This is a genomic window from Amorphoplanes friuliensis DSM 7358 (assembly GCF_000494755.1).
Taxonomy (GTDB): Bacteria; Actinomycetota; Actinomycetes; order Mycobacteriales; family Micromonosporaceae; genus Actinoplanes; species Actinoplanes friuliensis.
In genome coordinates, this window is record NC_022657.1 from 4114589 (window position 1) to 4136408 (window position 21820).

At 72.4% G+C, this 21820-nt stretch carries 20 protein-coding genes and 1 riboswitch; of the genes, 15 read left to right on the forward strand and 5 right to left on the reverse strand.

The window, feature by feature from the left end:
- Window positions 1-47: 47 nt before the first annotated feature.
- From AFR_RS18955 to AFR_RS18980, 6 genes are all read left to right on the forward strand, one after another.
- Window positions 48-959, forward strand: a complete 912-nt coding sequence (locus AFR_RS18955; RefSeq protein ID WP_023362408.1) for a metal ABC transporter substrate-binding protein — start codon at window positions 48-50, stop codon at window positions 957-959.
- Window positions 952-1689 carry a metal ABC transporter ATP-binding protein gene (locus AFR_RS18960; RefSeq protein WP_023362409.1) on the forward strand — a complete coding sequence of 246 codons (738 nt, stop codon included), beginning with the start codon at window positions 952-954 and terminating at the stop codon, window positions 1687-1689. Before AFR_RS18955 ends, AFR_RS18960 begins: the two co-directional genes overlap by 8 nt.
- On the forward strand, window positions 1689-2519 hold the full coding sequence (locus AFR_RS18965; RefSeq protein WP_023362410.1) for a metal ABC transporter permease: 831 nt from the start codon (window positions 1689-1691) through the stop codon (window positions 2517-2519). Before AFR_RS18960 ends, AFR_RS18965 begins: the two co-directional genes overlap by 1 nt.
- Entirely contained in the window at window positions 2516-3310 is a 795-nt protein-coding gene (locus AFR_RS18970; protein ID WP_023362411.1) for a metal ABC transporter permease, read from the forward strand. Before AFR_RS18965 ends, AFR_RS18970 begins: the two co-directional genes overlap by 4 nt.
- On the forward strand, window positions 3307-3591 hold the full coding sequence (locus tag AFR_RS18975; RefSeq protein ID WP_023362412.1) for an ArsR/SmtB family transcription factor: 285 nt from the start codon (window positions 3307-3309) through the stop codon (window positions 3589-3591). The genes AFR_RS18970 and AFR_RS18975 overlap by 4 nt, the downstream gene beginning before the upstream one ends.
- 194 nt (window positions 3592-3785) lie before the next feature.
- Window positions 3786-4871 (forward strand): glycoside hydrolase family 26 protein, encoded by a 1086-nt coding sequence (locus AFR_RS18980; RefSeq protein WP_148308006.1) that lies wholly within the window; start codon window positions 3786-3788, stop codon window positions 4869-4871.
- On the opposite strand, the gene AFR_RS18985 is transcribed toward AFR_RS18980, so the two are convergent.
- The 4 genes from AFR_RS18985 to AFR_RS19000 all read right to left on the reverse strand — a co-directional run bounded on the left by AFR_RS18985 (window position 4868) and on the right by AFR_RS19000 (window position 8052).
- Window positions 4868-5782, reverse strand: a complete 915-nt coding sequence (locus AFR_RS18985) for a ricin-type beta-trefoil lectin domain protein (RefSeq protein ID WP_023362415.1) — start codon at window positions 5780-5782, stop codon at window positions 4868-4870. The two genes, AFR_RS18980 and AFR_RS18985, sit on opposite strands and share 4 nt — an antisense overlap.
- Before the next feature lie 130 nt (window positions 5783-5912).
- Window positions 5913-6419 carry a hypothetical protein gene (locus AFR_RS18990; protein ID WP_023362416.1) on the reverse strand — a complete coding sequence of 169 codons (507 nt, stop codon included), beginning with the start codon at window positions 6417-6419 and terminating at the stop codon, window positions 5913-5915.
- On the reverse strand, window positions 6416-7030 hold the full coding sequence (locus AFR_RS18995; RefSeq protein WP_041840977.1) for a hypothetical protein: 615 nt from the start codon (window positions 7028-7030) through the stop codon (window positions 6416-6418). Before AFR_RS18995 ends, AFR_RS18990 begins: the two co-directional genes overlap by 4 nt.
- Before the next feature lie 53 nt (window positions 7031-7083).
- A complete protein-coding gene (locus AFR_RS19000; protein ID WP_084298079.1) occupies window positions 7084-8052 on the reverse strand; it encodes a serine/threonine-protein kinase in 969 nt (322 codons plus the stop codon).
- A gap of 128 nt (window positions 8053-8180) precedes the next feature.
- Here AFR_RS19000 and AFR_RS19005 point away from each other — a divergent pair, with 128 nt between their 5' ends.
- The 7 genes from AFR_RS19005 to AFR_RS19035 all read left to right on the forward strand — a co-directional run bounded on the left by AFR_RS19005 (window position 8181) and on the right by AFR_RS19035 (window position 18130).
- A complete protein-coding gene (locus tag AFR_RS19005) occupies window positions 8181-9311 on the forward strand; it encodes a M20 family metallopeptidase (RefSeq protein WP_023362417.1) in 1131 nt (376 codons plus the stop codon).
- The gene (locus tag AFR_RS19010) at window positions 9308-10165 is read left to right on the forward strand and encodes a hypothetical protein (RefSeq protein ID WP_023362418.1); all 858 of its coding nucleotides are present in this window, start codon (window positions 9308-9310) and stop codon (window positions 10163-10165) included. The genes AFR_RS19005 and AFR_RS19010 overlap by 4 nt, the downstream gene beginning before the upstream one ends.
- Window positions 10162-11277 (forward strand): o-succinylbenzoate synthase, encoded by a 1116-nt coding sequence (menC, locus tag AFR_RS19015; RefSeq protein ID WP_023362419.1) that lies wholly within the window; start codon window positions 10162-10164, stop codon window positions 11275-11277. The genes AFR_RS19010 and menC overlap by 4 nt, the downstream gene beginning before the upstream one ends.
- 86 nt (window positions 11278-11363) lie before the next feature.
- A riboswitch (cyclic di-AMP (ydaO/yuaA leader) is annotated at window positions 11364-11549 on the forward strand.
- 2 nt (window positions 11550-11551) lie between these two features.
- Window positions 11552-12097, forward strand: a complete 546-nt coding sequence (locus AFR_RS19020) for a LysM peptidoglycan-binding domain-containing protein (protein WP_023362420.1) — start codon at window positions 11552-11554, stop codon at window positions 12095-12097.
- 78 nt (window positions 12098-12175) lie between these two features.
- On the forward strand, window positions 12176-13471 hold the full coding sequence (locus AFR_RS19025) for a DprA-like winged helix domain-containing protein (protein WP_023362421.1): 1296 nt from the start codon (window positions 12176-12178) through the stop codon (window positions 13469-13471).
- Window positions 13468-16107: a DUF6493 family protein gene (locus tag AFR_RS19030; protein WP_023362422.1), complete on the forward strand. Its 2640-nt coding sequence runs from the start codon at window positions 13468-13470 to the stop codon at window positions 16105-16107. The genes AFR_RS19025 and AFR_RS19030 overlap by 4 nt, the downstream gene beginning before the upstream one ends.
- Window positions 16108-16129: 22 nt before the next feature.
- Window positions 16130-18130 carry a beta-galactosidase gene (locus AFR_RS19035; protein ID WP_023362423.1) on the forward strand — a complete coding sequence of 667 codons (2001 nt, stop codon included), beginning with the start codon at window positions 16130-16132 and terminating at the stop codon, window positions 18128-18130.
- Here the strand turns inward: AFR_RS19035 and AFR_RS19040 are convergent.
- Window positions 18124-19470, reverse strand: coding sequence for a CBM96 family carbohydrate-binding protein (locus AFR_RS19040; RefSeq protein WP_023362424.1), 1347 nt, complete (start codon window positions 19468-19470; stop codon window positions 18124-18126). The two genes, AFR_RS19035 and AFR_RS19040, sit on opposite strands and share 7 nt — an antisense overlap.
- 100 nt (window positions 19471-19570) lie before the next feature.
- Here AFR_RS19040 and AFR_RS19045 point away from each other — a divergent pair, with 100 nt between their 5' ends.
- Both AFR_RS19045 and AFR_RS19050 read left to right on the forward strand, forming a co-directional pair.
- A complete protein-coding gene (locus tag AFR_RS19045; protein WP_023362425.1) occupies window positions 19571-20791 on the forward strand; it encodes an MFS transporter in 1221 nt (406 codons plus the stop codon).
- Complete coding sequence (locus AFR_RS19050; RefSeq protein WP_023362426.1) at window positions 20788-21756, forward strand: TolB family protein; 969 nt, start codon at window positions 20788-20790, stop codon at window positions 21754-21756. Before AFR_RS19045 ends, AFR_RS19050 begins: the two co-directional genes overlap by 4 nt.
- Window positions 21757-21820 lie beyond the last annotated feature (64 nt).

Below are 21820 nucleotides of genomic sequence, written 5' to 3' on the forward strand. Positions count from 1 at the left end.
GGGTTTGCCATTAGACCATATAAATGAAAACGATTACCGTTTCGCTCATGAAGGCAGCCATTCGGTATCTCCTGGCGGCCGGCGCCGCCCTGTCCCTCGCCGCCTGCGGCAGCACGACCCCCGGTGACGAGGCCGGTGCCGCGCCCGCCGGCAAGCTCGCCGTCGTCGCGACCACACCCGAGGTCGCCGACTTCGTGCGGACGGTCGGCGGCACCGACGTCGCCGTGACCCAGATCATCAAGCCCAACGTCGACCCGCACGACTACGAGCCGACACCCGCCGACCTGCAGGCGATCGGCGCCGCGAAGCTGGTCGTCAAGAACGGTGTCGGGCTCGAGGAGTGGCTCGACCAGACCATCGAGTCCGCAGGGTTCGGTGGCACGGTGGTCGACTCCAGCCAGGGCGTGAAACTGCGCAAGGACGATCCGCACATCTGGCACGACCCCCGCAACGCGAAGATCATGGTGACGAACATCCAGAAGGGTCTCGCCGCCGCTGATCCCGGCCGGGCCGGCACGTTCGCGAAGAACCTCACCGCCTACTCCGCGCAGCTCGACCAGCTCGACGCCGACAACACCGCCGCCTGGGCGAAGATCCCGGCCGGGCAGCGCAAGCTGGTCACCAACCACGACGCCTTCGGTTACTACGTCGACCGGTACCAGCTCGAGTTCGTGGGCTCGGTCATCCCCAGCCTGGACACCTCGGCCGAGCTCTCGGCCGGTCAGCTCGGCGACCTGGTGGCGAAGATCAAGGCAACCGGGACCAGGGCGATCTTCACCGAGAGCTCGCTGCCGGCCAAGAGCGCCGAGGCCATCGCCGCGCAGGCCGGCGTCAAGGTTGTCGGCGGTGAGGACGCCCTGTACGGCGACAGTCTCGGCGAGCCCGGCACCCCGCAGGGCACGTACCTGGGCGCCGAGAAGCACAACACCGCGACGCTCGTGGCGGCCCTGGGTGGCTGAGGGCGACGTCGCCCTGCGGTACGTGACCGCCGACCTCGGGTATCGGGGCCGGGCCGTGCTCCGGGGTGTCGACTTCACGGTGCGCGACGGGGAGACGCTCGCGCTGGTCGGGCCGAACGGCGCCGGCAAGTCGACGCTGATCAAGGCGGTGCTGGGGATGGCCGAGGTCGTCTCCGGCGAGGTCGTCGCGCGGGCGCCGGTCGGGTACGTGCCGCAGATCGACAGTCTCGACGCCGACTTCCCGGTAAGCGCGGCCGACGTCGTCCTGATGGGCCGCTACCGCCGGATCGGCTGGTGGCGGCCCACGGGCCGGGCGGACCGGGCGGCCGTGCGGGACGCCCTCGACCGGGTCGGGCTGGCCGACCGGGCACGGGTGCGCTTCGGGCTGCTCTCGGGCGGCCAGCGGCAGCGGGTGCTCGTGGCCCGGGCCATCGCCGCCGAGGCCCGGCTGCTGCTGCTCGACGAGCCGCTCAACGGCGTCGACGCGACCAGCCAGGAGGCCATCCTGCGGGCGCTCGGCGAGCTCACCGCGTCCGGTGCCGCCCTGGTGGTGAGCACCCACGACCTGAACGTCGCGGCGCGTATCGCCGACCAGGTGTGCCTGCTCAACGGTCGCCAGTGGGCCGTCGGCGCACCGGCCGACGTGCTCACCGGTGACGTGTTGCGGCAGGCGTACGGCGGCCACGCCATCGACCTGCCCGGTGGACGCGCCCTGCTGGTGGAGCCCTGATGTTCGAGGCGCCGTTCATGGTCCGCGCGTTCGCGGAACTCGCCCTGCTGGCCCTGATCTGCGGCCCGGTCAGCGTCTTCGTGTTCACACGGCGGCTGTCGTTCGTCGCCGACGCCCTCACGCACACCGTCTTCCCGGGTGTGGTCATCGGCTTTGTCGCCGCCGGGTCCGAGGGCATCTTCGGTGGTGCGCTCGTCGCCGGGGCGCTGACAGCGGTCGCCCTGACGCTGCTGACGCGGGGCGGTCTGCTCAGCGACGACGCCGCCACGGCCGTGGTGCTCACAGCGATGTTCTCGGTGGGTGTCGCGCTGGTGTCGCGGCGCTCGTCGTACACCTCGGATCTGACGTCGTTCCTCTTCGGACGGCTGCTCACGGTGACCACCCGCCAGCTGGCCGAGACGGCGGTCCTGGCCGTCGTCATCCTGGCGCTGGTCGCGCTCGGCGCCCGCGCGTGGACCTTCCGGGCGTTCGACCCGGACGGTGCGCGGGCCGCCGGTTACCGCACGACGCTGCTCGACCTGTGGCTCAACCTCGTCGTCGCGCTCGTGGTCGTCGCGGCCGTCCGGGCGGTCGGCACGGTGCTCGTGATCGCGCTGCTCGTCGTGCCCGCCGCCGCCGCGCGGACGGTCACCGATCGGCTGCCCGTCATGGCCGCGCTGGGGACGATCCTCACGCTCCTCGCCGGGTACGCCGGACTCTGGGTCAGCTGGACCGCCTCGGTCGGCTACGGACTGCGGCTCACGTCGGCCACCGCGGTCGTGCTGGCGCTCGTGCTCGCGTACGCGGTGCTGCTCGGAGCCGGACGCCTGCGGACCGGGAGGCTCCGATGACCTGGGCCCTCTATGAGGCTGTGCTGGCCGGAGCGCTGGCCGGGCTGATCGGCGTGCAGGTCGTCCTGCGCCGGTTGTCGTTCTTCACCATGGCGCTGACCCACGCCACGTTCCCGGGTGTGGTCGCGGCCGCCATCCTCGGCATCAACATCTACCTCGGCGGGATGCTGGCCGGCGTCCTCGTGGCCTGCGGTGTCGCGGCCCTCAGCCGGCGGCGGGGTCAGAACGCCGCCGCGGCGACCGGGGTCATTCTGGCCGCCGGGTTCGCGATCGGCGTCGGGCTGGTCGCCACCCGCAACGGTTTCAGCCGTGACCTGTCGTCGTTCCTGGTCGGCAGCATCCTCACCGTCGGCCCGCGCGACGTCGTGGTCACCGCGGTGGTCCTGGCCGTCGTCGCGGTCGTCCTCCTGGCGGGCGGCCGGGCGTTCCTCTTCACCGGCTTCGACCAGGCCGGCGCCGCCGCCGCGGGTTACCGCACCGGCCTCGTCGACCTGTTCCTGCTCATCACCATCGAGGTGGTCATCGTGACGATCGTGCCCGCCGTCGGGACGATCCTGTCCTTGGCGCTCATCGTTGCACCCGCGGCCGCGGCCCGGCTCTGGTCAGACCGGCTCGCCACGGTCACGGCCCTGGCGGTCGCCTTCGGCGTGACCAGCGGGCTGGCCGGGCTGCTGCTCTCCGGCCGCTACGACATCGCCGCCGGTGCGGCGATCACCCTGGTCGCGACCGCGCTGCTGCTGGTCTCGCTGGCGGCGACCCGCCTGCCGCGCGTCGCCCTGGTGTCCCGATGATCGGGGAGGCGGTCACGGTCCTGCAGGCCATGGGGTACGAGCACCGCCTGCGCATCCTCGTCCTGCTGCTCGACGGCGAGGCGACCCCGGACGACCTGGCCCGGGTCATGAACCTCGACACCACCATCGTCGGCCACCACCTGCGCAACCTGCGGGACACCACGCTGATCCACCGGCAGCGCCGGGGCCGCCACGTCTACTACCGCCTCAGCGGTCCCGCGGCGCACCGCCTGATCCGCGAGGTCATCCGGTACGCGGGCCCGCTGAGCGCCACCGCCTGAACGTGTCGTGACGACCGGTTCGCCGGATGAGTGGCTTTCCTGCACCCGCGGCCCGCGGTGTGCGGGTCGGGACCCGCGAATGGCCTGGTCAGACGGTTGATGGAGGCGAACGGACGAGCCGCGGGCACCGGAGCGCGGGGCAGGGTGGAGTGCGGGCGTGACCGTCGCGCACGCGATCACCTCAGGGAGCCGACATGACCGCCGAGAAGCCCGGCGGGCGCCGGCTGCCTCGCCGTTCGGTGCTGGCCCTCGCCGCGCTGACCCTGCCCGCCGCCTGCTCGGCCGATCCGGCCCCGCCGTCGCCCGCCGCCGCACTTCCGACCACGGCCTCACCCACGCCGTCGGCGACCTCCGCGAGGCCGTCCGCGAAGCCGTCCCCGAGCCCGTCGAAGAGCGCGTCACCGTCGCCGAAGCCTGCGAAGGCGGCGCCGCGGCGTGGGGGACCAGTGCCGTTCGAGCCCGGAACAGCCCTGCTGGGCTCGTACCTGTCGCTGAGCGGGAAGTCGCTCCGGGAGAGCCTGGCGTTGCGCCGCCGCCAGCTCGGCCGGGAGCAGCGCATCGTGCACGTGTTCTACCCGTGGGACGGTTACGTGCCCTCGTCGGAGCCCGCGGTCGCGTCCTCCAGCACGCTGATGGTCTCCTGGCACGGCGCGCCCTACGCCGGGATCGTCGACGGCTCGTCGGACCGGATCATCGCCCGCGTCGCGAAGAAGCTGGCCGGCATGAAGCGGCCGGTCCTGCTGCGCTGGGGCTGGGAGATGAACGGCGACTGGTTCGCCTGGGGTGGCGCCGGCAACGGCCGGGACACCGCGGGTTACGTGAAGGCCTGGAAACGGCTGCACCGGATCTTCGGCGAGCACGGCGCGGACAACGTCGCCTGGGTGTGGAGCCCGAACTGGAACTCGGGGCCCGACGAGTCCTGGAACCGCTTCTCGCGCTACTACCCGGGTGACGAGTACGTCGACTGGGTCGGCGTGTCCGGCTACGACTTCTTCGCCGAGACACCGAAAACGCTGTTCACGCCGGTGCTGAAGGCGTACGGGAGTCGCAAGCCGATCATCCTGAGCGAGACCGCCGCCGTGAGCGGTGTCGGGGTGAGCAAGGCGGCCTGGATCGGCAAGCTGGCGTCCTGGGTCGAGCGGACGCCGGAGGTCGGTGCGGTGGTCTGGTTCGACACCGACACGCAGGACGACTCCGAGCACAACTTCCGGCCCGACACCGACGGGGCGGCGCTGGCGGCGTACCGGAAAATGGTGCGCAGTAAGCGTTTCTCCGGTTAGGGCAGCGTCCATCGCTGGTTGTCGGCGCCGGTGCAGGCCGCGAGGGTGACCGTTGCGCCCGCGTTGCCGGGGTCGGTCAGGCACTGGCCCGTGCCGGGGTTGACGAGGGAGCCCTCGGGTCCGGCGCGCCACTGCTGGGCCGGCTGTTCGCCGCAGGCTCTGATGTGGACGGTGCCGTCGTCGTCGGTCTGCGCGCAGCGGTTCGTGACCCGCAGCGTCCCGTCCGTCTCGACCGTGAACTCCTGATAGCTCATGCCGGAGCACGACGCGGTCTGCACCGGGCTGCCGTCGAGGGCGAGGAGACCGCCCAGGACCAGGCAGCGGCCGCTCGCGGCGGTGATCGCACCGGTACGCGCCTGCGCCGGCGGCGGCTCCAGGGTGGTGGCGGCGGGCGGCGGGGTGCCCGTCGGCGTCCCGGGCTGCTGCGGCGCCGGTGCGCCGGCCGCCGGTGCGCCGCTGGTCGTGCGGCCCGGCGCGGCCGGACGGCTCGTGGCGCGGCTGGTCGGTGCGATGCTGCGACCGGCGACGCTCGCGACCGGTGCGGCCCCGAGTGAGCCGTTCGGGCCGGGTGCGGGTGCGGTGGGCCGGGCGGCCTGCGGCGGCGGCTGGTCCTCGCTCGTGCCGAACACCAGCAGACCTGCACCGATCAGGACGGCCAGGATCCCCAGACCGCTGAGCACCATCAGGCGCTGGCGCAGCAGAGCGCTGGTCTTCGCGGCGGGACCGGCCACGGCGGGCGGCTCGACGGTGGCGGCGGGCGCCGCGCTGTTGTCCTCGGACGGCAGCAGCGCCTCCTCGGGCCAGGTCTCGAGCGGCCGGTCGTCATGACCGCCGGGGGCGCTGCCCGGCTCGGTGGTGATGTAGGGACGGACCAGCACCGGGTCGTTCCGCTCGAGGTCTTCGTCAGCCATCGTGTCGTTCCTGCCGCAGGGGAGGTGCCGGGCGGCGAGGTGCGCCGACCGGTACGTCAAGATACGTGAGGTTCGGCCGCAGAGATCACTGGATGTGCATGCTTTTTGCCCGTTGGTACGAAACTCCTGGTCAGGGCAGGAAGAGCTCGGCCAGGCGGGTGGCTGTGCCGTCACGGACAGTCAGACGGAGCAGGAGGTCCGGGTCGCCGGTGCTCCACCGCACGCGTTCGTCCCGGGGCAGCGGACAGGTCCCGGCGCCGTCGTCGCCGATGCACTCCGCCTCCCCGCCGCGCACGCTCAGCAGCTCCGCCTTCGTGCTGACAGGGAGTGTCGTCTTCGTACGGCTGTCCTCGGTGACCCAGTCCCGGTCGCAGCGCGGATCGGTGCCGCTCACGTGGTACGCCGCGCAGTAGTCCGGCCCCTGCAGGAACACGACGGGCTCGACCACGACCGAACGCGCCCGGGGGTCGTACGCCCGCAGCCGGACCACCGAGGAGGAGTCGCCGCGGAACACGTCGGTGAACGTGGGAGTCGGCGCGACCGAGCTCGACGCGGTGGGCGCCGGGGACACCGGGTCGGGACTGCTGCAAGCGGCCGGCCCGAGGATCAGCAGGGCGACGAGCAGGAGGCGCTTCACAGCGACCGGAATTCGGCTTCGGCGAAGGACACCCGGGCCGGGCCCTCGGCGCTGTCGCTGCCGGCACCGAGCACGATCTTCCCGGCGACCAGGCCCGGGTCGGTGACCGGCGCCTGGAACACGACCGCGTCGCCGATCGTGACGGACGCGGTCTGCGCGCGCAGGTCGATCAGCACCCGTTCGCGGTGCCCGGCCCGGAACGCCGTCGACGCCACTTTGGTCAGTGTCGTCTCGTCACCGTCGTTGTCCAGGTCGAGCCGCACGGTGGTCTCGCACGCCGACAGCTTGTACCCGCTGCGGCCGACGAACCGGAACCAGATCAGTGCACAACTGCCGGGGTTGCGCACGGTCACGTCGACCTCGATGGACTGGTCGCCCGCGAAGCTGTCCGCGGGTCCCGGGCACTCGACGACGTTCGACTCGTCGGTGGTGACCACGAGCTCGTCGTCGAAGACGCAGCTGCCGCCCGGGTCCCCGGTGAGCGGACGCCACTGGGCGGGCCGGTCGAGCCGGTCCAGGATCGACGGCCCGCGGACCTGGCGCGGGGCCGGTTCGGCGACCGACAGCGGCGTGACCGCCTGGCCGGCCGACGACGCCGGGTTGCCGAGCATGGCGTAGGCGCCGCCCGCGGCGAGAGCGGCCAGCGCGGTGCCGGCGGCGATCGTCAGGCCGAGGCGGCGGCGCCGGGTGCCGGGGTGTTGTCGGTTAGCGTCCGGCTGCGCCGCCGCTGCCCGCCGGTCGAGTGCCGGCCGGAGTGCTGGGCCGCCTCGGCCGCGTGCCGCAGATCGGGCCGCTGGGCGAGCGCCAGGGCCTCCTGCGGCCCGGCGGCCAGCAGCAGGTCCAGCAGCTCGTGCGCGGTGGGGCGGTCCTCGGGCTCCTTGGCCAGGCTGAGCGCGACCAGGTCCAGCAGCGGGCGTGGCAGCCCGGACAGCTCCGGCTGCTGGGTGAGGATGCGCGCGGCCGTCGCCGCGGCCGAGTCCGCCGCGAACGGTGTCCGGCCGGTGCCGGCGTACGCCACCACGGCGCCCCAGGCGAAGATGTCGGCGGCGGTGCCGACCGCACGGCTGGCGGCGTCGAACCGCTCCGGCGCCATGTAGGCCACCGTGCCGACCATCTGGTCCGTCCGCGTGTGCTGGCTGGTCACCTCGAGCGCCCGCGCGATGCCGAAGTCGATGACTTTGGGCGTACCGAGGGAGAAGAGCACGTTGCGCGGCTTGAGGTCGCGGTGGATGACCCCGGCGCCGTGGATGGCGGTCAGCGCCGTCGCCACGCCGATCGCGACGCTGTGGAGGTTGCCCGCGGTCAGCGGGCCCTGGTCCTGGACGACCTCGGCGAGGCTGGGCCCGTCGACGTACTCGACGACCAGGTACGGCGTGGCGTGCTCGGGGTCCGCGTCGAGCACCTCGGCGGTGCAGAACGGCGGCACCTCACGCGCGCGGTTGACCTCGCTGCGGAACCGGGCGCGGAACTCGTCCTCGTACGCGTACTCGGGCCGGATGACCTTGACGGCGACGAGCCGATCGCCCCGGCCCCGGGCCAGGAAAACCGTGCCCATGCCGCCTGCGCCCAGCCGGGAGAGCATGGTGTACCCGCCCAGTTGCCGTGGGTCACCGGGCCGGAGTGGAGTGGTCACCGCGTCGATCGTCCTGAGACGTGGCCCGGGCACATGGTGACGAACCCTACCGCCGCGCCCCGGGCTCTGTCCCCTCGCGCTGGTTCCCAAGGCCTAGGCTGCTCCTGAAACCCACGACCGGAGCTGACATGGATCTCGTGCACCGGATGTCCCGGCGGCTGCCGCAGCTGCTCGCCGACATCGAGGAGCTGGTCGTCTGCGAGTCGCCGTCCAGCGACTTCGCCGCCCTGGCCCGCAGCACCGACGTCGTCGCCGACCTGGGAAAACGTCACCTCGGCGCGGCGCCCGAGCGCATCGCGACGACCGACGGCCGCACCCACCTGCGCTGGCGGCTGGGTGCCGGGCCGGCCCGGGTGCTGCTGCTCGGGCATCACGACACGGTCTGGCCGCTGGGATCGCTGACCACCCATCCGTACGCCGTGACCGCCGGCGTCCTGCGCGGTCCCGGCTGCGTCGACATGAAGGCCGGGCTCGTGCTCGCGCTGCACGCCCTGGCCGAGCTCGGTGTACCGGAGGGCGTGACCCTGCTGATCACCTGCGACGAGGAGCTGGGGTCGCCGACCTCGCGCGAGCTGGTCGAGACCTCGGCCGCCGGTTGCGCGGCGGCCCTCGTCCTGGAGGCGGCCGCCGCCGGTGGAGCCCTCAAGACCGAGCGCAAAGGCGTTTCGAGATACCGGGTACGCACCCACGGCCGTGCCGCCCACGCGGGCCTCGAGCCGGAGCGCGGTGTCAACGCCACCGTCGAGCTGGCGCATCAGATTCTCGCCCTGACCGCCCTCGCGGACGTGTCCCGGGGCACCACCGTCACCCCGACGCTGGCTTCGAGCGGCACCTCGGAGAACACGGTGCCGGCCGTCGCCGAGGTCGCCGTGGACGTCCGCGTCCGCGACACCGCCGAGCAGGACCGGGTCGACGCCGCGATGCACGGCCTGCGCCCGGTCCTGCCCGGCTCCCGCGTCGAGGTGCTCGGCGGCCCGAACCGCCCGCCGCTGGACGCCTCGTCGTCCGCGGCCCTCTTCGCCCGGGCCACCGCGGTCGCCGCCCGGCTCGGCCTGCCCGCCCCGGGCAGCGCGGCGGTCGGTGGCGGCTCCGACGGCAACTTCACGGCCGGCATCGGTACGCCCACCCTCGACGGCCTCGGTGCCGTCGGCGGCGGCGCGCACGCGGACGACGAACACGTCCTGGTCGACGAGCTGCCCGCCCGGGCCGCCCTGATCGCCGGCCTGATCGCGGACGTCCTGGCCGGGGAGCCGTCTTGAGCCGGGTCGTCGCGGCGGCGGTCGAGGCGGCGCAGGCCGCCGCGCGGGCTGCCCGGGTGCAGGTCCGGCCGGTGTCGAGCCTCGCCGAGCTGGCCGCACTCGACCGGCTGCTCGCCGGGATCTGGCAGGCCGAGGGCAGCAGCCCGGTGATGACCACCGAGCTGCTGCGGGCCCTGGCCAAGTCCGGCAGCTACGTGGCCGGTGCCTTCGACGGTTCCACGCTGGTCGGCGCGGCCGTCGCGTTCTTCTCCGCACCCGCGCACCGCGAGCTGCACAGTCACATCGCCGGTGTCGGTCCCGCCGCGGCCGGGCGCAGCGTCGGCTTCGCCCTCAAGCAGCACCAGCGTGTCTGGGCGCTGCAGCGGGGCATCACCGCGATCTGCTGGACCTTCGACCCGCTGGTCGGCCGCAACGCCTACTTCAACCTGGCCAAGCTGGGCGCGGTGCCGACCGAGTACCTCACCAACTTCTACGGCGTGATGCACGACCGGATCAACGGCGACGACGAGAGTGACCGGCTCTTCGTCCGCTGGGACCTCCACGCGCCCGCGGTGGTCGCCGCGGGTGCCGGTCGGCCCCTGCGACCCGTGAGCCCGCCGACCGCGACGATCGCGCTGCGGCGCTCCGACACCGGCGGCCCGCTCACCGGATCGGTCTACGGCCCGGTCGTGCTGGTCGCTGTTCCCGAGGACATCGAGACCCTGCGCCGCGCGGCGCCCGCGGTCGCCAAGGAATGGCGGTCGGCGGTCCGCGACACCCTCACCACCCTGCTCGCCGACGGTGCACGGTTCGCCGGCTTCGACCGGGACGGCTGGTACGTCCTCACCCGCGACACCGAGGAGCAGCGACGATGAAACTCCAGGGCGTCGAACTGCGCCGGATCAGCATGCCGCTGGTCTCGCCGTTCCGGACCTCGTTCGGGACGGAGAATTCCCGCGACGTGCTGCTCGTCCGCGTGGTCACCGGCGACGCCGAGGGCTGGGGCGAATGCGTGGCGATGACCGACCCGCGGTATTCGTCCGAGTACACCGAGGCGGCGGCCGACGTGCTCCGGCGCTACCTGATCCCGGCGCTCGCGGCGGTCCCGCGACTCGACGCGTACGCCGTCGGCCCGGCCCTGGAGCAGTTCAAGGGTCACCGGATGGCCAAGGCGGCGCTGGAGACGGCTGTGCTCGACGCCGAGCTGCGCTCCCAGGACCGCCCGCTGTCCCGCGAGCTCGGCGCCGTCCACGACCGCGTCCCGTGCGGTGTGTCGGTCGGCATCATGTCGTCGATCGGCGAGCTGCTCGACGCGGTCGGTGGTTATCTCGACGCCGGCTACGTGCGGATCAAGCTGAAGATCGAGCCCGGCTGGGACGTCGAGCCGGTCCGCGCGGTCCGCGAACGGTACGGCGACGACGTGCTGCTGCAGGTCGACGCGAACACCGCGTACACGGTGGGGGACGCCCGGCATCTCGCCCGGCTGGACCCGTTCGGGCTGCTGCTGATCGAACAGCCGCTGGACGAGGAGGACATCCTCGGGCACGCGGAGCTGGCCAGGCGCATCAGCACGCCGGTCTGCCTCGACGAGTCGATCACGTCGGCGCGTACGGCCGCCGCGGCCATCACGCTCGGGGCGGCGGCGATCGTCAACGTCAAGCCGGGGCGGGTCGGCGGATACCTGGAGGCGCGGCGGATCCACGACCTGTGCGTGGCTCACGGCGTACCGGTGTGGTGCGGGGGGATGCTCGAGACCGGTCTGGGGCGGGCCGCGAACGTCGCGCTGGCGGCGCTGCCGGGCTTCACCCTGCCCGGCGACACCTCGGCGTCCGACCGGTACTACCGCACCGACGTTACCGAGCCGTTCGTGCTGGAAGAGGGGCATCTGCGGGTGCCTACGGGGGCGGGGCTGGGCGTCTCTCCCGTACCGGAGATTTTGGATGAAGTGACCGTCTCGACCGAGTGGATCCCGCTGGGCTCGCACTGAGAAGAAGCTCACGAAAGTCGCTCAGGGCTTGGCCGGCGGCCTTCGGGGGTGGCTAACGTCGGCCCGGTCCGCTGACGTGGACCCCGCGGTCGGTAACGCCGAATCCTGCCGCCGACCGGGCCGGGACCTTTATCGAATGGCATGGAGCGGGGGACCCACACGTTCCCCGGCACGCGCTTGCCGCGTGCCTCGGGGTGAAGCCGCGCACCCGGCGGCCGGGCAACCTCAGCCCGAACCCGACAGCTGACCTCGCAGGCGTGGAGGTTGTACACAAATGGCACAGAATCACCAGCGGTTCCTGCGCGCCCTCGGCCTGATGGCGGCCGGCGCAGCGGGCACGGTCGCGATGCTCGGCCCGGCCACCGCGGCCGAGGCGAAGTCCGGTGTGAACTGGGATGCCGTCGCGAAGTGCGAGTCCGGCGGCAACTGGAAGATCAACACCGGCAACGGCTACTACGGTGGCCTGCAGTTCAGCCGCAGCACCTGGAAGGCGTACGGCGGCGGGAAGTACGCGAGCACGGCCAACAAGGCCAGCAAGGCGGAGCAGATCCGGATCGCCGAGAAGGTGCTGGACGGGCAGGGGATCGGCGCGTGGCCGACCTGCGGCAAGAAGGGCAAGACCAAGGCCAAGTCCTCGTCGTCGTCCGCGCATTCCTCGGCCCGGACTTCGCACTACACCGTGAAGCCGGGTGACACGCTCGCCTCGATCGCGGCGGCGAAGCACGTCAAGGGCGGCTGGCGGGCGCTCTTCAAGCACAACCGTTCCGTGCTCGGTGGCAACCCGAACGTCATCGTCCCGGGTCAGCGCCTGGCGCTCTGAGATCCGGCCCGGCTGCCCTTCCTCCGTGGGGCAGCCGGGCCCTCCCTTTCTGTCGCACCCCCTCTCTATGTTGTGCGCATGGTTTCGGCGGCGTACTCCTACCTCGGGTCCTCGGCTCTCACCGACGGTCTGACCCTGCAGACCTCCGGTGGCCCGGCGGCGCATCCCCGCTTCTTCACGGGCTTCCTGAACGATCCCGGTGCGGCGGCGACCGGTCTGCTGGCGGTGGCCGAGGTCGCGCGCAGCCGCTACTTCCGCCCGGTCAGCCCGGCCAGCCTCGATCCGGTGGTGACCGCGGGGTCCGACCGTCTGCGGTTCGAGTCGTTCTCCGGCTGCTGCGGTGTCTACGCCCGCCTCGACGTGCTGCCCGCGGGCATCGACGGTGAGATCACCGCGCACGGCACCACCAATGTGGACGTCAACGTCCCGCTGCAGCGCGCGCTGACCCGTGTCGGCCGCGCCGATCCGCTGCACCTCGCGGTCGGCCCGGACGATCTGACCGTCACGACCTTCGACGGGCCGCTCGTCGAGCGCAAGGTGCCGCTGCCGTCGCGCTGGCTGCGCGGCTTCGCCGAGGCGCAGGTGCTGACGTCGCGGTTCGACCCGCGCGCCGAGGTCGGCATCGCCGACGCACGAGCCCTGCTCAACCGCCTGCCCGCCGGTGACCGTTCGGTGCTGTGGGCGGTGCCCGCCGGCCGCAGCCTGCGGCTCACTTCCCGGCCGGTGCCCGGGGCGGTCTGCCTGCCGGGCGCGGGACGCCTGGTCGCGCTCAAACCGTTCCTGCGCCACGCGACCGCCCTGCGCGTCTACGGTCCGCCGGTCGCCGCCGGTGCCGGTCCGGTCGCGAGCACCTGGGAGCTCAGCCTGCCGTCGCTGCGGCTCTCGCTGACCCTGTCGCCCGAGCCCTACCGGGGCTTCTCCGGTGAGGGTGCGGTCCTCGAGGCCCTGGCCGGTGACGAGGTCGCCGACGACGCCGATCTGATCAGCGCCCTGCTGTCCTGGGACCCGGCGATCGACATCGACGCGCTCGCCACCGCCTCCGGCCTCGGCCCGCAGCGGGTCAGGGCCGCTTTGACCCAGCTCGGCACGGCCGGCCGCGTCGGTTACGACGTCGCCGAAGCGGGCTACTTCCATCGCACGTTGCCTTACGCCGCCGACGTCGTCGCCACGATGAATCCCCGCCTGGTCGGCGCCCGTGCCCTCGTCGACGCCGGCGCGGTCACGGCCACCGGTGAGGTTGCCGAGGTCCGCAGCGGCGACGAGATCTACCACGTCCGCGACACGTCCTGCACGTGCCCGTGGTGGGGAAAACACCGCGGGGAGCGCGGGCCGTGCAAGCACGCTCTCGCCGTCCGTATGGTCCGCGCGTCGTGAGCCTCGACGGCGAGACCCTCGACCGGCCGCTGCGCTCGGGCGACGCTGCCTCCGTGGCGGCGCTGCTGCTGGCCGCCACCGAGGCCGAGCGGACAGCGCTCGCCGACTGGGTGGAGACGAGCCTCAAGAGCATGCGGCGCGAGGACTGGTGGAAGGTCGAGGACACCACGGCCGGTGCGTACGCCCTTGCCATCATCGGCTGCCTGTCGTCGCCGACCCGCGCGGCCACTCTCCTGTGCCGGCGGGACATCCGCGACCGCTGGGACCGCGTCCCCGCCGCCGCCTTCCTCGAGCTCGTCCGGATCCGCGAGCTGCCGTGGCTGGGCGACCTGGCGGTCCGCCTGGCCGGGAAGCTCACCATCGACGGCGCGTGGCAGGGCGGCTGGGCGTTCGTCGCCGGTCTCCTCCGTGAGTCCGGCACACTGCCGCCGGCCACCGAGAGCGTGCTGCGCGGCTGGCTCAACACCCTTCACGACGGTGGAGCAGACCTGACTCCGCTCCTGCGCGACGACCCGTTCCTCGACGCGCTGCTGCCGGCGGTCTTCACCATCGACGGCCTCGGCTCGGAGCTCAACCACGGCCGCTGGAACAAGGAAACCGGCGAGTGGGACAACGCGCCCCGCTTTCCCGCTGCCATTGTCGACCTCATCGCCGAAGGCCGCCTGGCCCGCGGCCCGATCCTCGACGCGACGGTCGACCGCCTCACCCGCGGTGACAAACCGGGGTTCCTGCGCGCCTTCGTGATGCTTCATGATCTTCTCGAGCCCACGGTGGACGAGCTGGCCCGCCACACCGTCGCCTACGTCCAGCTCCTCCCGCACTCCGGGCCGGTGATCGCGGCGCTGGCTCAGCGCGCGTTGCGAACCCTCGACGAGGCCGGTCGCCTCGACGCCGAAACGCTGTGCGAGGCCGGCGGCCTGGTCCTGCTCCGCAAGGAGAAGAACCTCGCCAAGGCCCAGCTGTCGATCCTCGACAAGGCTGCCGGCCGTGACCCGGGCCGCGCCGGGGAGGTGCTCGAGACGATCGCCGTTGCCTTCGGACATCCGGCCCTCGACATCCAGGACCGGGCCCTCGCCCTGATCGCCAAGCACCTTCCTCTGCTCGACGACCCCGGCCGGGACTCTCGTCTCACGCACCTGGCCGAAGCGGCCACCGCACTCGGCGGGGATCTGCCGGCCCGTGCCGCACAACTGTTCGGCGCTCCGGAGCCCGAGGCCGCTCCGCAGGTCGTTCTCCCGCTGCCACCGCCGCTGCCGACCGCGGAGATGCCACCGCCGATCACCAGTGCCGTCGAGCTCGCCGAGCAGCTGGTGGCGCTGCTCCACGAGCGCACGGCAGTCCGCTGGGAGCATGTGCTGGCCGGACTCGTCTCGCTGCCCGCCGCCGGGCTCCCCGAGGTCCTGCAGCCGGTGCTCGACCGCTATCCGGACCTGTTCGTCCAGCGCTACGGGGCTTGGCAGCCCCGCCTGGTGTACCTCGGCGAGGCGATCCGTTCCGTCATCGCCCCGCACGACCACGGCACCTTCTGGCCGCGCATGATCTCCATGGCCGAGACGGCCGGGCCGGCCGATTCACCGGCCGTGATCCTGGTGCTGCGCATCTCCGAGCTGGCCGTCCGGATCACGCAGACACCGGTACCGATGCTGGTCGCCACCCCGACGCACGTCAACGGCAGCCTCGACGCCCGGGTGCTGCTCACCCGGCTCCAGCGTGCCGAGGCCGAGGGATGGGAGCCGTGGCCGATCGACTTCGACCAGGCTCTGCTGCGGGTGCCCCGGGTGACAGACCCGGAAGTGCGGGCCGCAGCGGATGCACTGACCTCGCCGCGAGGACGGGAATTCGCGGCCTGGCTGGCTGCCGGCGGCCTACCGGATCCGTTGAGCGTCCGCCTCGAGCAGCTGTCCGGCAAGGGGACCCGAGCGATGCGGTCGGAAGAGCTTGTAGCCCGGCGTGTCGTCGCCGAGCTCTACCCGGACCCCACCGACCGGCTCGGGCTGGAGACGCAGCTGGTTGCCCTCGAACGCTCCCCGAATCCCGACTACTCCAGCGGATCGGCGAAGACCCCGGACGTCGACACCATGGTGCTGCCCCACCACCGTGAGGTCATCGCGGCCTGGTCCCTGCCGGGCCTCGCCGGGCACGCCGACCAGGACGGCCGCGGCGGAGGCGAACTTCTGCCGTTGCTCGCCGACTGCACCGGCCCGATCGGACCGGCGATGGCTCTTGCCCTCGCGTACGTGTTCGGTGCCCGTCACCAGACCGACCGCACCGCTGCCGTGGACGCTTTCCTGGCCCTGGTGCCCACCGACGGCGCTGTCGCGGCGGCCGTCGGTGCCGAGCTCGGCGATCTCTGCGGCGACGGCACGATCAAGCTGAACCGCGTGGTCACCGCTCTGACCGACGCCCACCGCGCCGGCGCCACGGCCGCGGTCTGGGAGGTGCTCGCTGCCGCCCTCCCGCCGCTGCTGCCCCGGGCCCCTCGTGGCCTCCCGGACCTTCTCGAGCTGGCAGCACAGACCGCCGGCGCGCTGGGTGTCACCGCCGAGCTCGACGGGCTCGCCGACGTCGCCTCCGGCCCGGGAACCACCCGCCTGGTAAAGGAGGCGAAGCGCCTGCACACCGTCCTGTCCCGCTGAAACCGCAATCCCAGGAGATCGTGTGGAAACCTCTCATCGCTGGCTGCGCCCGACGGATCCGCGGGCCGGTCGCCGGCTCGAGTTCGGTGCGGACTACAACCCGGAGCAGTGGCCGAGGTCCGTGTGGGACGACGACATCCGGGCCATGCGGGTCGCGGGGGTCACCGTCGTCTCCCTCGCGATCTTCTCGTGGGCGCGGCTGGAGCCGTCCGAAGGGGAGTACACGTTCGGCTGGCTCGACGAGGTCATGGACCTGCTGCACGCGGGTGGCATCGCGGTCGACCTGGCCACGGCGACCGCGTCCCCGCCACCGTGGCTGACCACCAAATACCCGGAGATCCTGCCCGTCGACCGGCAGGGCGCGACGGTCTGGCCCGGCGGCCGCCAGCACTGGCGGCCCACCTCGCCCATCTTCCGGGAGCACGCGCTGCGGCTGGTCCGGACCATGGCCGGGCGCTACGGCGGTCACCCGGCCCTGACCGCCTGGCACATCTCCAACGAGCTCGGCTGCCACAACGCCTACGACTACTCCGACGACGCGGCCGCCGCCTTCCGCACCTGGCTGCAGAACCGGTACACCGGTCTCGACGCCCTCAACGCGGCCTGGGGCACAGCGTTCTGGTCGCAGCACTACAGCGAGTGGGCGCAGATCCTGCCGCCACGTCAGGCCGCCACCCATCCGAACCCGACCCAGCAGCTCGACTTCAAGCGTTTCTCGTCGGATGCGCTCAAGGACTACCTGCGCGCCGAGAGGGCGGTCCTGCGGGAGCTCACGCCCGAGGTGCCGGCCACGACCAACTTCATGGTCATGGACAGCACGAAGGCGCTGGACTACGCCGACTGGGCGGCGGAGGTCGACTTCGTCGCCAACGACCACTACGTGCAGCGGGGTCCGCGGCCGCTCGACGAGCTGTCGTTCTCGGCCAATCTGACCGGGCACCTCGCCGGCGGCCGCCCGTGGTTCCTGATGGAACACTCGACCAGCGCCGTGAACTGGCAGCCGATCAACGTGCCGAAAGCGCCCGGTGCGCTGGCCCGGGACTCGCTCACCCACGTCGCCCACGGCGCGGACGCGGTCTGCTTCTTCCAGTGGCGGCAGTCGGTCGCGGGCGCGGAGAAATACCACTCGGCGATGCTGCCGCAGGCGGGGGAGGACAGCGCGGTCTTCCGGTCGGTGGTCCAGCTCGGCGAGACGCTGCGCCGTCTCGCACCCCTGTCCGGTACGCCGCGGAGTCCCGCCCGCGCGGCGATCCTCTTCGACTGGACGTCCTGGTGGGTCGCCGAGCAGGACTCGCACCCGACCGACCGGTTGCGCTACCGCCAGGAGGCCCTCGACTGGTATTCCGCCTTTCTCGACCTCGGCGTGCGCGCGGACGTGGTGCCGGTCGCGACGGACCTGTCCGGTTACGACCTCGTGGTCGCGCCGGTGCTGCACGTCGTCCCGGCCGCTCTCGCCGAACGCCTGACCGCCTTTGTCGCCGGTGGCGGGCACCTGGTCACCACGTACTTCTCGGGCATCGTCGACGAGAACGACCACCTCTGGGCCGGCGGTCATCCGGGCGCGTTCCGTGACCTGCTCGGCCTGCGCATCGAGGAGTTCGGGCCGCTGCCGGACGACGAGCCGGCCGAGCTCGACAACGGCTCCGCCGGCACTCTGTGGGCGGATCACCCCACGGTCACGGGGACGGACGTCACGGTGCTGGCGGCGTACCGGGACGGGTCACCTGCTGTCACCCGCCGCACCGCCGGGACGGGCTCGGCCGCGTACGTGGGGACCCGGCTCGGTCCGGACGGCCTGGCGCCGGTGCTCGGTGAGTTGTTGTCGCTGGCCGGCGTGGGCAGTGAGCTGCCGCCGGAGCTGCGCGGCCGGGTGGAGCTGGCGATCCGCGGTGACTTCCGCTTCCTGATCAATCGCACCGCCGGGCCGGTCGAGCTGACCGGCCTGGCGGGCGAGGCACTCCACGGCTCGGCGACCCTCCTCGAAGCGAGAGGGGTCACCGTGCTGCGTGTCGATCCTCAGTGACAGGCGCCCGTGCCGGTGTCGCTGTAGGTCTTGCCGGCCACCGGGACGAACTGCCAGTCGTAGCTGTTCGCGTGGAGGGTGAACTTCAGCAGGCCGTAGGCGTCGGCGTTGCGGGCCTCGCTGCCGGGCTGGATCGTGCCGAAGGTGTAGTGGCTCGCGCCGCCCATGCCCGCCACGAACGACCGCAGGCCGCGCGCCGGGTCCGCGGCCCCGTTGGCGTTCATCGGGGCGAAGCGCTCGTAGACGTGGTTGTGCCCCCACACCGCAACGTCGGCGTTGTAGTCGTAGAGCGCCTGGTAGAGCGGGCGGGTCGAGGTCGACGGCGCGTGGTTCGCGCTGGAGGTGAAGAGCGGGTGGTGCCAGTACGCGAGGGTGCACGGCTTGGCCGAAGCGGCCAGATCGGTGCGCAGCCACCGCTCCTGCGCCGACCCGGCGGCCATGGCGATGTTGGAGTTCAGCGCCACCACGTGCCAGTTGCCGAGCTCGTAGGAGTAGTAGCTCGCGACGCCGAAGTAGTTGTAGTAGCCCGTGGCACCCGAGGTGTTGTAGTCGTGGTTGCCGGGTGACGGCTTGGTGCGGGCCTTGTGACGCCCCCAGGTCGGCGCGTAATAGCTGGTGAACTCCGCCGCGGTCCCGTTGTTGTAGACGTTGTCGCCGGTGGTGTAGACCGTGCCCGCGATGCCGTCGAGCAGCGCCGCCGTGGCGGTGTCGCCGGACCCCGAGTTGGCGATGTCACCCGCACCGACCAGCACCGGGTCGTCCGACGGGGGAGTCGTGCCGGTGGTCAGGACCAGCTGCGGGGCGTCCGCGCCGCTCTCCCGCGAGTCGTAGTAGGCGCCGTCGGAGTTGGCGGAGGTCGCCCCGAAGCTGAAAGAGCCGTTGCCCGAAACCACGGACGTGACGTCGAGCTCGTACCAGCCGTCCGCCGCGACCGCGCCGATCGCGCCGACCGCGGTGCCGTCGATCGCGGGCTGGTTGTTCCAGGTGGTGCCGGTCTCCGACCAGGTCGTGCTCGTCATGGATCGGAACGTGCCGCCGGCCGGGCTGCCGTCGTTGCCGCTGATCGTGCGCAACCGCAGCTTCGCCGCCGTCACGGTGCCGCTGACGCCGCTCACCGTGAAGCGCAGGAAGCTCCGGCGTACGGGGGAGTTGTCGACCACGATCTGCGTGGCCGTGCCGTAACCGGTGGCTGCCGTGTCGCTCTGCACGTAGGTGTCGGCGGTGGGGGTGAAGGTCGCCGTGGCGGCTGACGCGGGGGTGCCCGAGGTCAGCACCACGGTTGCGGTGGCGGCCGTCAGCAGCGCCGTGGCGGCGGCCGGCCCGAACTTGCGAATGCCCATGGCCGCAACCTAGGGATCCAAGGCGACCGATACGTGAACGCCCGGCCAACCCTCTTCTGTGAGCCTGCTGTCCGGCGCCTGAATGCCTGACGATGCCTGTGTGTACCTGTCGACCATCACCCGGCCGGCGACGTCACGACGCGGGCTCACGCTCGTCGGCGGCAACGTCCTCGCGCTCGGCACCGTCAGCCTGATCACCGACGTCTCGTCCGAGATGGTCACCGCGATCCTGCCGATGTACCTGGTCCTGGGCCTGCACGTGAGCCCGCTCGCCTACGGCGTGGTCGACGGGGTCTACACCGGAGCGACCGCCGTGCTGCGGCTGGCCGGTGGCTATCTGGCGGACCGCTTCCGGGGGCGCAAGGCGGTCGCCGGTTTCGGGTACGCCCTGTCGGCCGTCGCCAAGCTGGGCCTGCTCGCGGCCGGCCGGTCGATGACGGCGTTCGGCGTGGTGATCGCGGCCGACCGGCTCGGCAAGGGCCTGCGGACCGCGCCCCGCGACGCGCTGATCACCCTGTCGGTGCCGCAGGAGGCGCTCGGCCGCGCGTTCGGTGTGCACCGCATGATGGACAGCATCGGTGCGTTCCTCGGACCGCTGGTCGCCCTGGCCGTGCTCGCCGCCTCTGCGGAGTCCTACGACGCCGTCTTCGTCACCAGCTTCTGCATCGCGGTCCTCGGTGTGCTGGTGCTCGTGCTCTTCGTCCGCGAACAGCGCACGGTCACGGTGGCACCGCCGGCGGCCCTCCGCGAGGCCCTCGCCCTGTTGCGGGACCCACCCGTCCGGCGGCTCGCCGGAGCCGCCTGCCTGCTCGGCCTGGCCACCGTCGGCGACGGTTTTGTCTTCCTGCTGCTGCAGCGGCGTGAGGACCTCGGCATCGCGTGGTTCCCGCTGCTGGCCGTCGGGACCAGCCTCGCGTACCTGCTGCTCGCCACCCCGCTGGGTGTTCTCGCGGACCGGGTCGGACGTCTGCCGGTCGTTCTCGGCGGTTATGTCGCGCTCGCGGGCACCTACCTGCTGCTCTTCGGCCCGGTCGGCGGCTGGCCGCTCCTGGTCCTGGCCCTCGGCCTGTACGGCCTGTTCTACGCGGCGACCGACGGGATCCTCGTCGCGCTGGCCGGGCCGCTGCTGCCGGAACGCCTGCGCACCACCGGGATCGCGCTCGTCCAGACCGGTCAGGCCCTGGCCTACCTGGTGTCGTCGGTGCTGTTCGGGCTGGCCTGGCAGACGTTCGGGCCGGAGACCGCCAGCCGTCTCGCCGCCGCCGTCGTGGTGCTGGCGATCGGCGCCACCCTGGTCGTGCTGCGAAGGAGAACACCATGACCACCCGGCTGCGCCTCCTCGCGCTCGCCCTCGCCGCGATGGTGCTCGGTGGCGTCGCGGTCGCCTACACCCTTCTCGCGGACCGCCCGACGGCTGCCGCACCCACGACCGGCGAGACCGTCACCCTCACTCCCGGTCCCCGCCTGCTCGCGGTGACCGACCGGCGCCTGTCGACGGTCCGGCTCGGTGATCCCTCCGGCCCCCGCACGGTGTCGGCCACCGATTGTGTACGCGCGTACGCCGCGGCCGGCACGGGTGTCTGCCTCCGCCCGGTCACCACCTGGTCGTACGAGGTGGCGGTGCTGGACGAGCAACTGCGGACCGTGCGCACGGTCGACCTCCCCGGCCTGCCGAACCGGGCGCGGGTCTCGGCGAGCGGGCGGATGGTCGCCTGGACCACCTTCGTCGGCGGCGACTCGTACACCAGCAGCGGGTTCTCGACGCGGACCGGCATTCTCGACACGCGTACCGGCACCACCGTGGCCAGCCTGGAGGGTTTTGCGATCACCCGGGACGGGCGGGCGTACCGCAACGCCGACGTCAACTTCTGGGGTGTCACGTTCGCCGCGGACGACAACCGGTTCTACGCCACCATGGCGACGGCCGGGCAGCGCTACCTGGTCCGGGGTGACTTCGCCGCGCGGACGGTCGAGACGCTGCTGACGAACGTCGAGTGCCCGTCGCTGTCGCCGGACGGGACACGGCTCGCGTTCAAGCAGGCCGTCGGCGGTGACCCGGCGAAGGGCTGGCGACTGTCGGTGCTCGACCTGGCCACGCTGCGCAGCACCCCGACCGCGGAGACCGCGAGCGTCGACGACCAGGCCGCCTGGCTCGACGGCGCGACCCTGGCGTACACGCTGCGGGGCAGCGACGGGACCCCGGCGATCTGGACCGTCCCGGCCGCCGGTGGCGGCGCATCGTCCCTGCTGGTGCCCGGTGCGGAGTCCCCGGCGCCGCTCTCGTAGAAAAAACTTGGCGGAGGCGGGCAACCTTTCGGGCGTGCACGACCACTGAGGGGGCAAGTGATCC

Bases quoted from the DNA above. Each gene is read 5' to 3' on its own strand.
- AFR_RS18955 (WP_023362408.1), top strand. From the start codon at position 48: ATGAAGGCAGCCATTCGGTATCTCCTGGCGGCCGGCGCCGCCCTGTCC.
- AFR_RS18965 (WP_023362410.1), top strand. From the start codon at position 1,689: ATGTTCGAGGCGCCGTTCATGGTCCGCGCGTTCGCGGAACTCGCCCTG.
- AFR_RS18970 (WP_023362411.1), top strand. From the start codon at position 2,516: ATGACCTGGGCCCTCTATGAGGCTGTGCTGGCCGGAGCGCTGGCCGGG.
- AFR_RS18975 (WP_023362412.1), top strand. From the start codon at position 3,307: ATGATCGGGGAGGCGGTCACGGTCCTGCAGGCCATGGGGTACGAGCAC.
- AFR_RS18980 (WP_148308006.1), top strand. From the start codon at position 3,786: ATGACCGCCGAGAAGCCCGGCGGGCGCCGGCTGCCTCGCCGTTCGGTG.
- AFR_RS18985 (WP_023362415.1), bottom strand. From the start codon at position 5,782: ATGGCTGACGAAGACCTCGAGCGGAACGACCCGGTGCTGGTCCGTCCC.
- AFR_RS18995 (WP_041840977.1), bottom strand. From the start codon at position 7,030: ATGCTCGGCAACCCGGCGTCGTCGGCCGGCCAGGCGGTCACGCCGCTG.
- AFR_RS19005 (WP_023362417.1), top strand. From the start codon at position 8,181: ATGGATCTCGTGCACCGGATGTCCCGGCGGCTGCCGCAGCTGCTCGCC.
- menC (WP_023362419.1), top strand. From the start codon at position 10,162: ATGAAACTCCAGGGCGTCGAACTGCGCCGGATCAGCATGCCGCTGGTC.
- AFR_RS19020 (WP_023362420.1), top strand. From the start codon at position 11,552: ATGGCACAGAATCACCAGCGGTTCCTGCGCGCCCTCGGCCTGATGGCG.
- AFR_RS19025 (WP_023362421.1), top strand. From the start codon at position 12,176: ATGGTTTCGGCGGCGTACTCCTACCTCGGGTCCTCGGCTCTCACCGAC.
- AFR_RS19040 (WP_023362424.1), bottom strand. From the start codon at position 19,470: ATGGGCATTCGCAAGTTCGGGCCGGCCGCCGCCACGGCGCTGCTGACG.
- AFR_RS19050 (WP_023362426.1), top strand. From the start codon at position 20,788: ATGACCACCCGGCTGCGCCTCCTCGCGCTCGCCCTCGCCGCGATGGTG.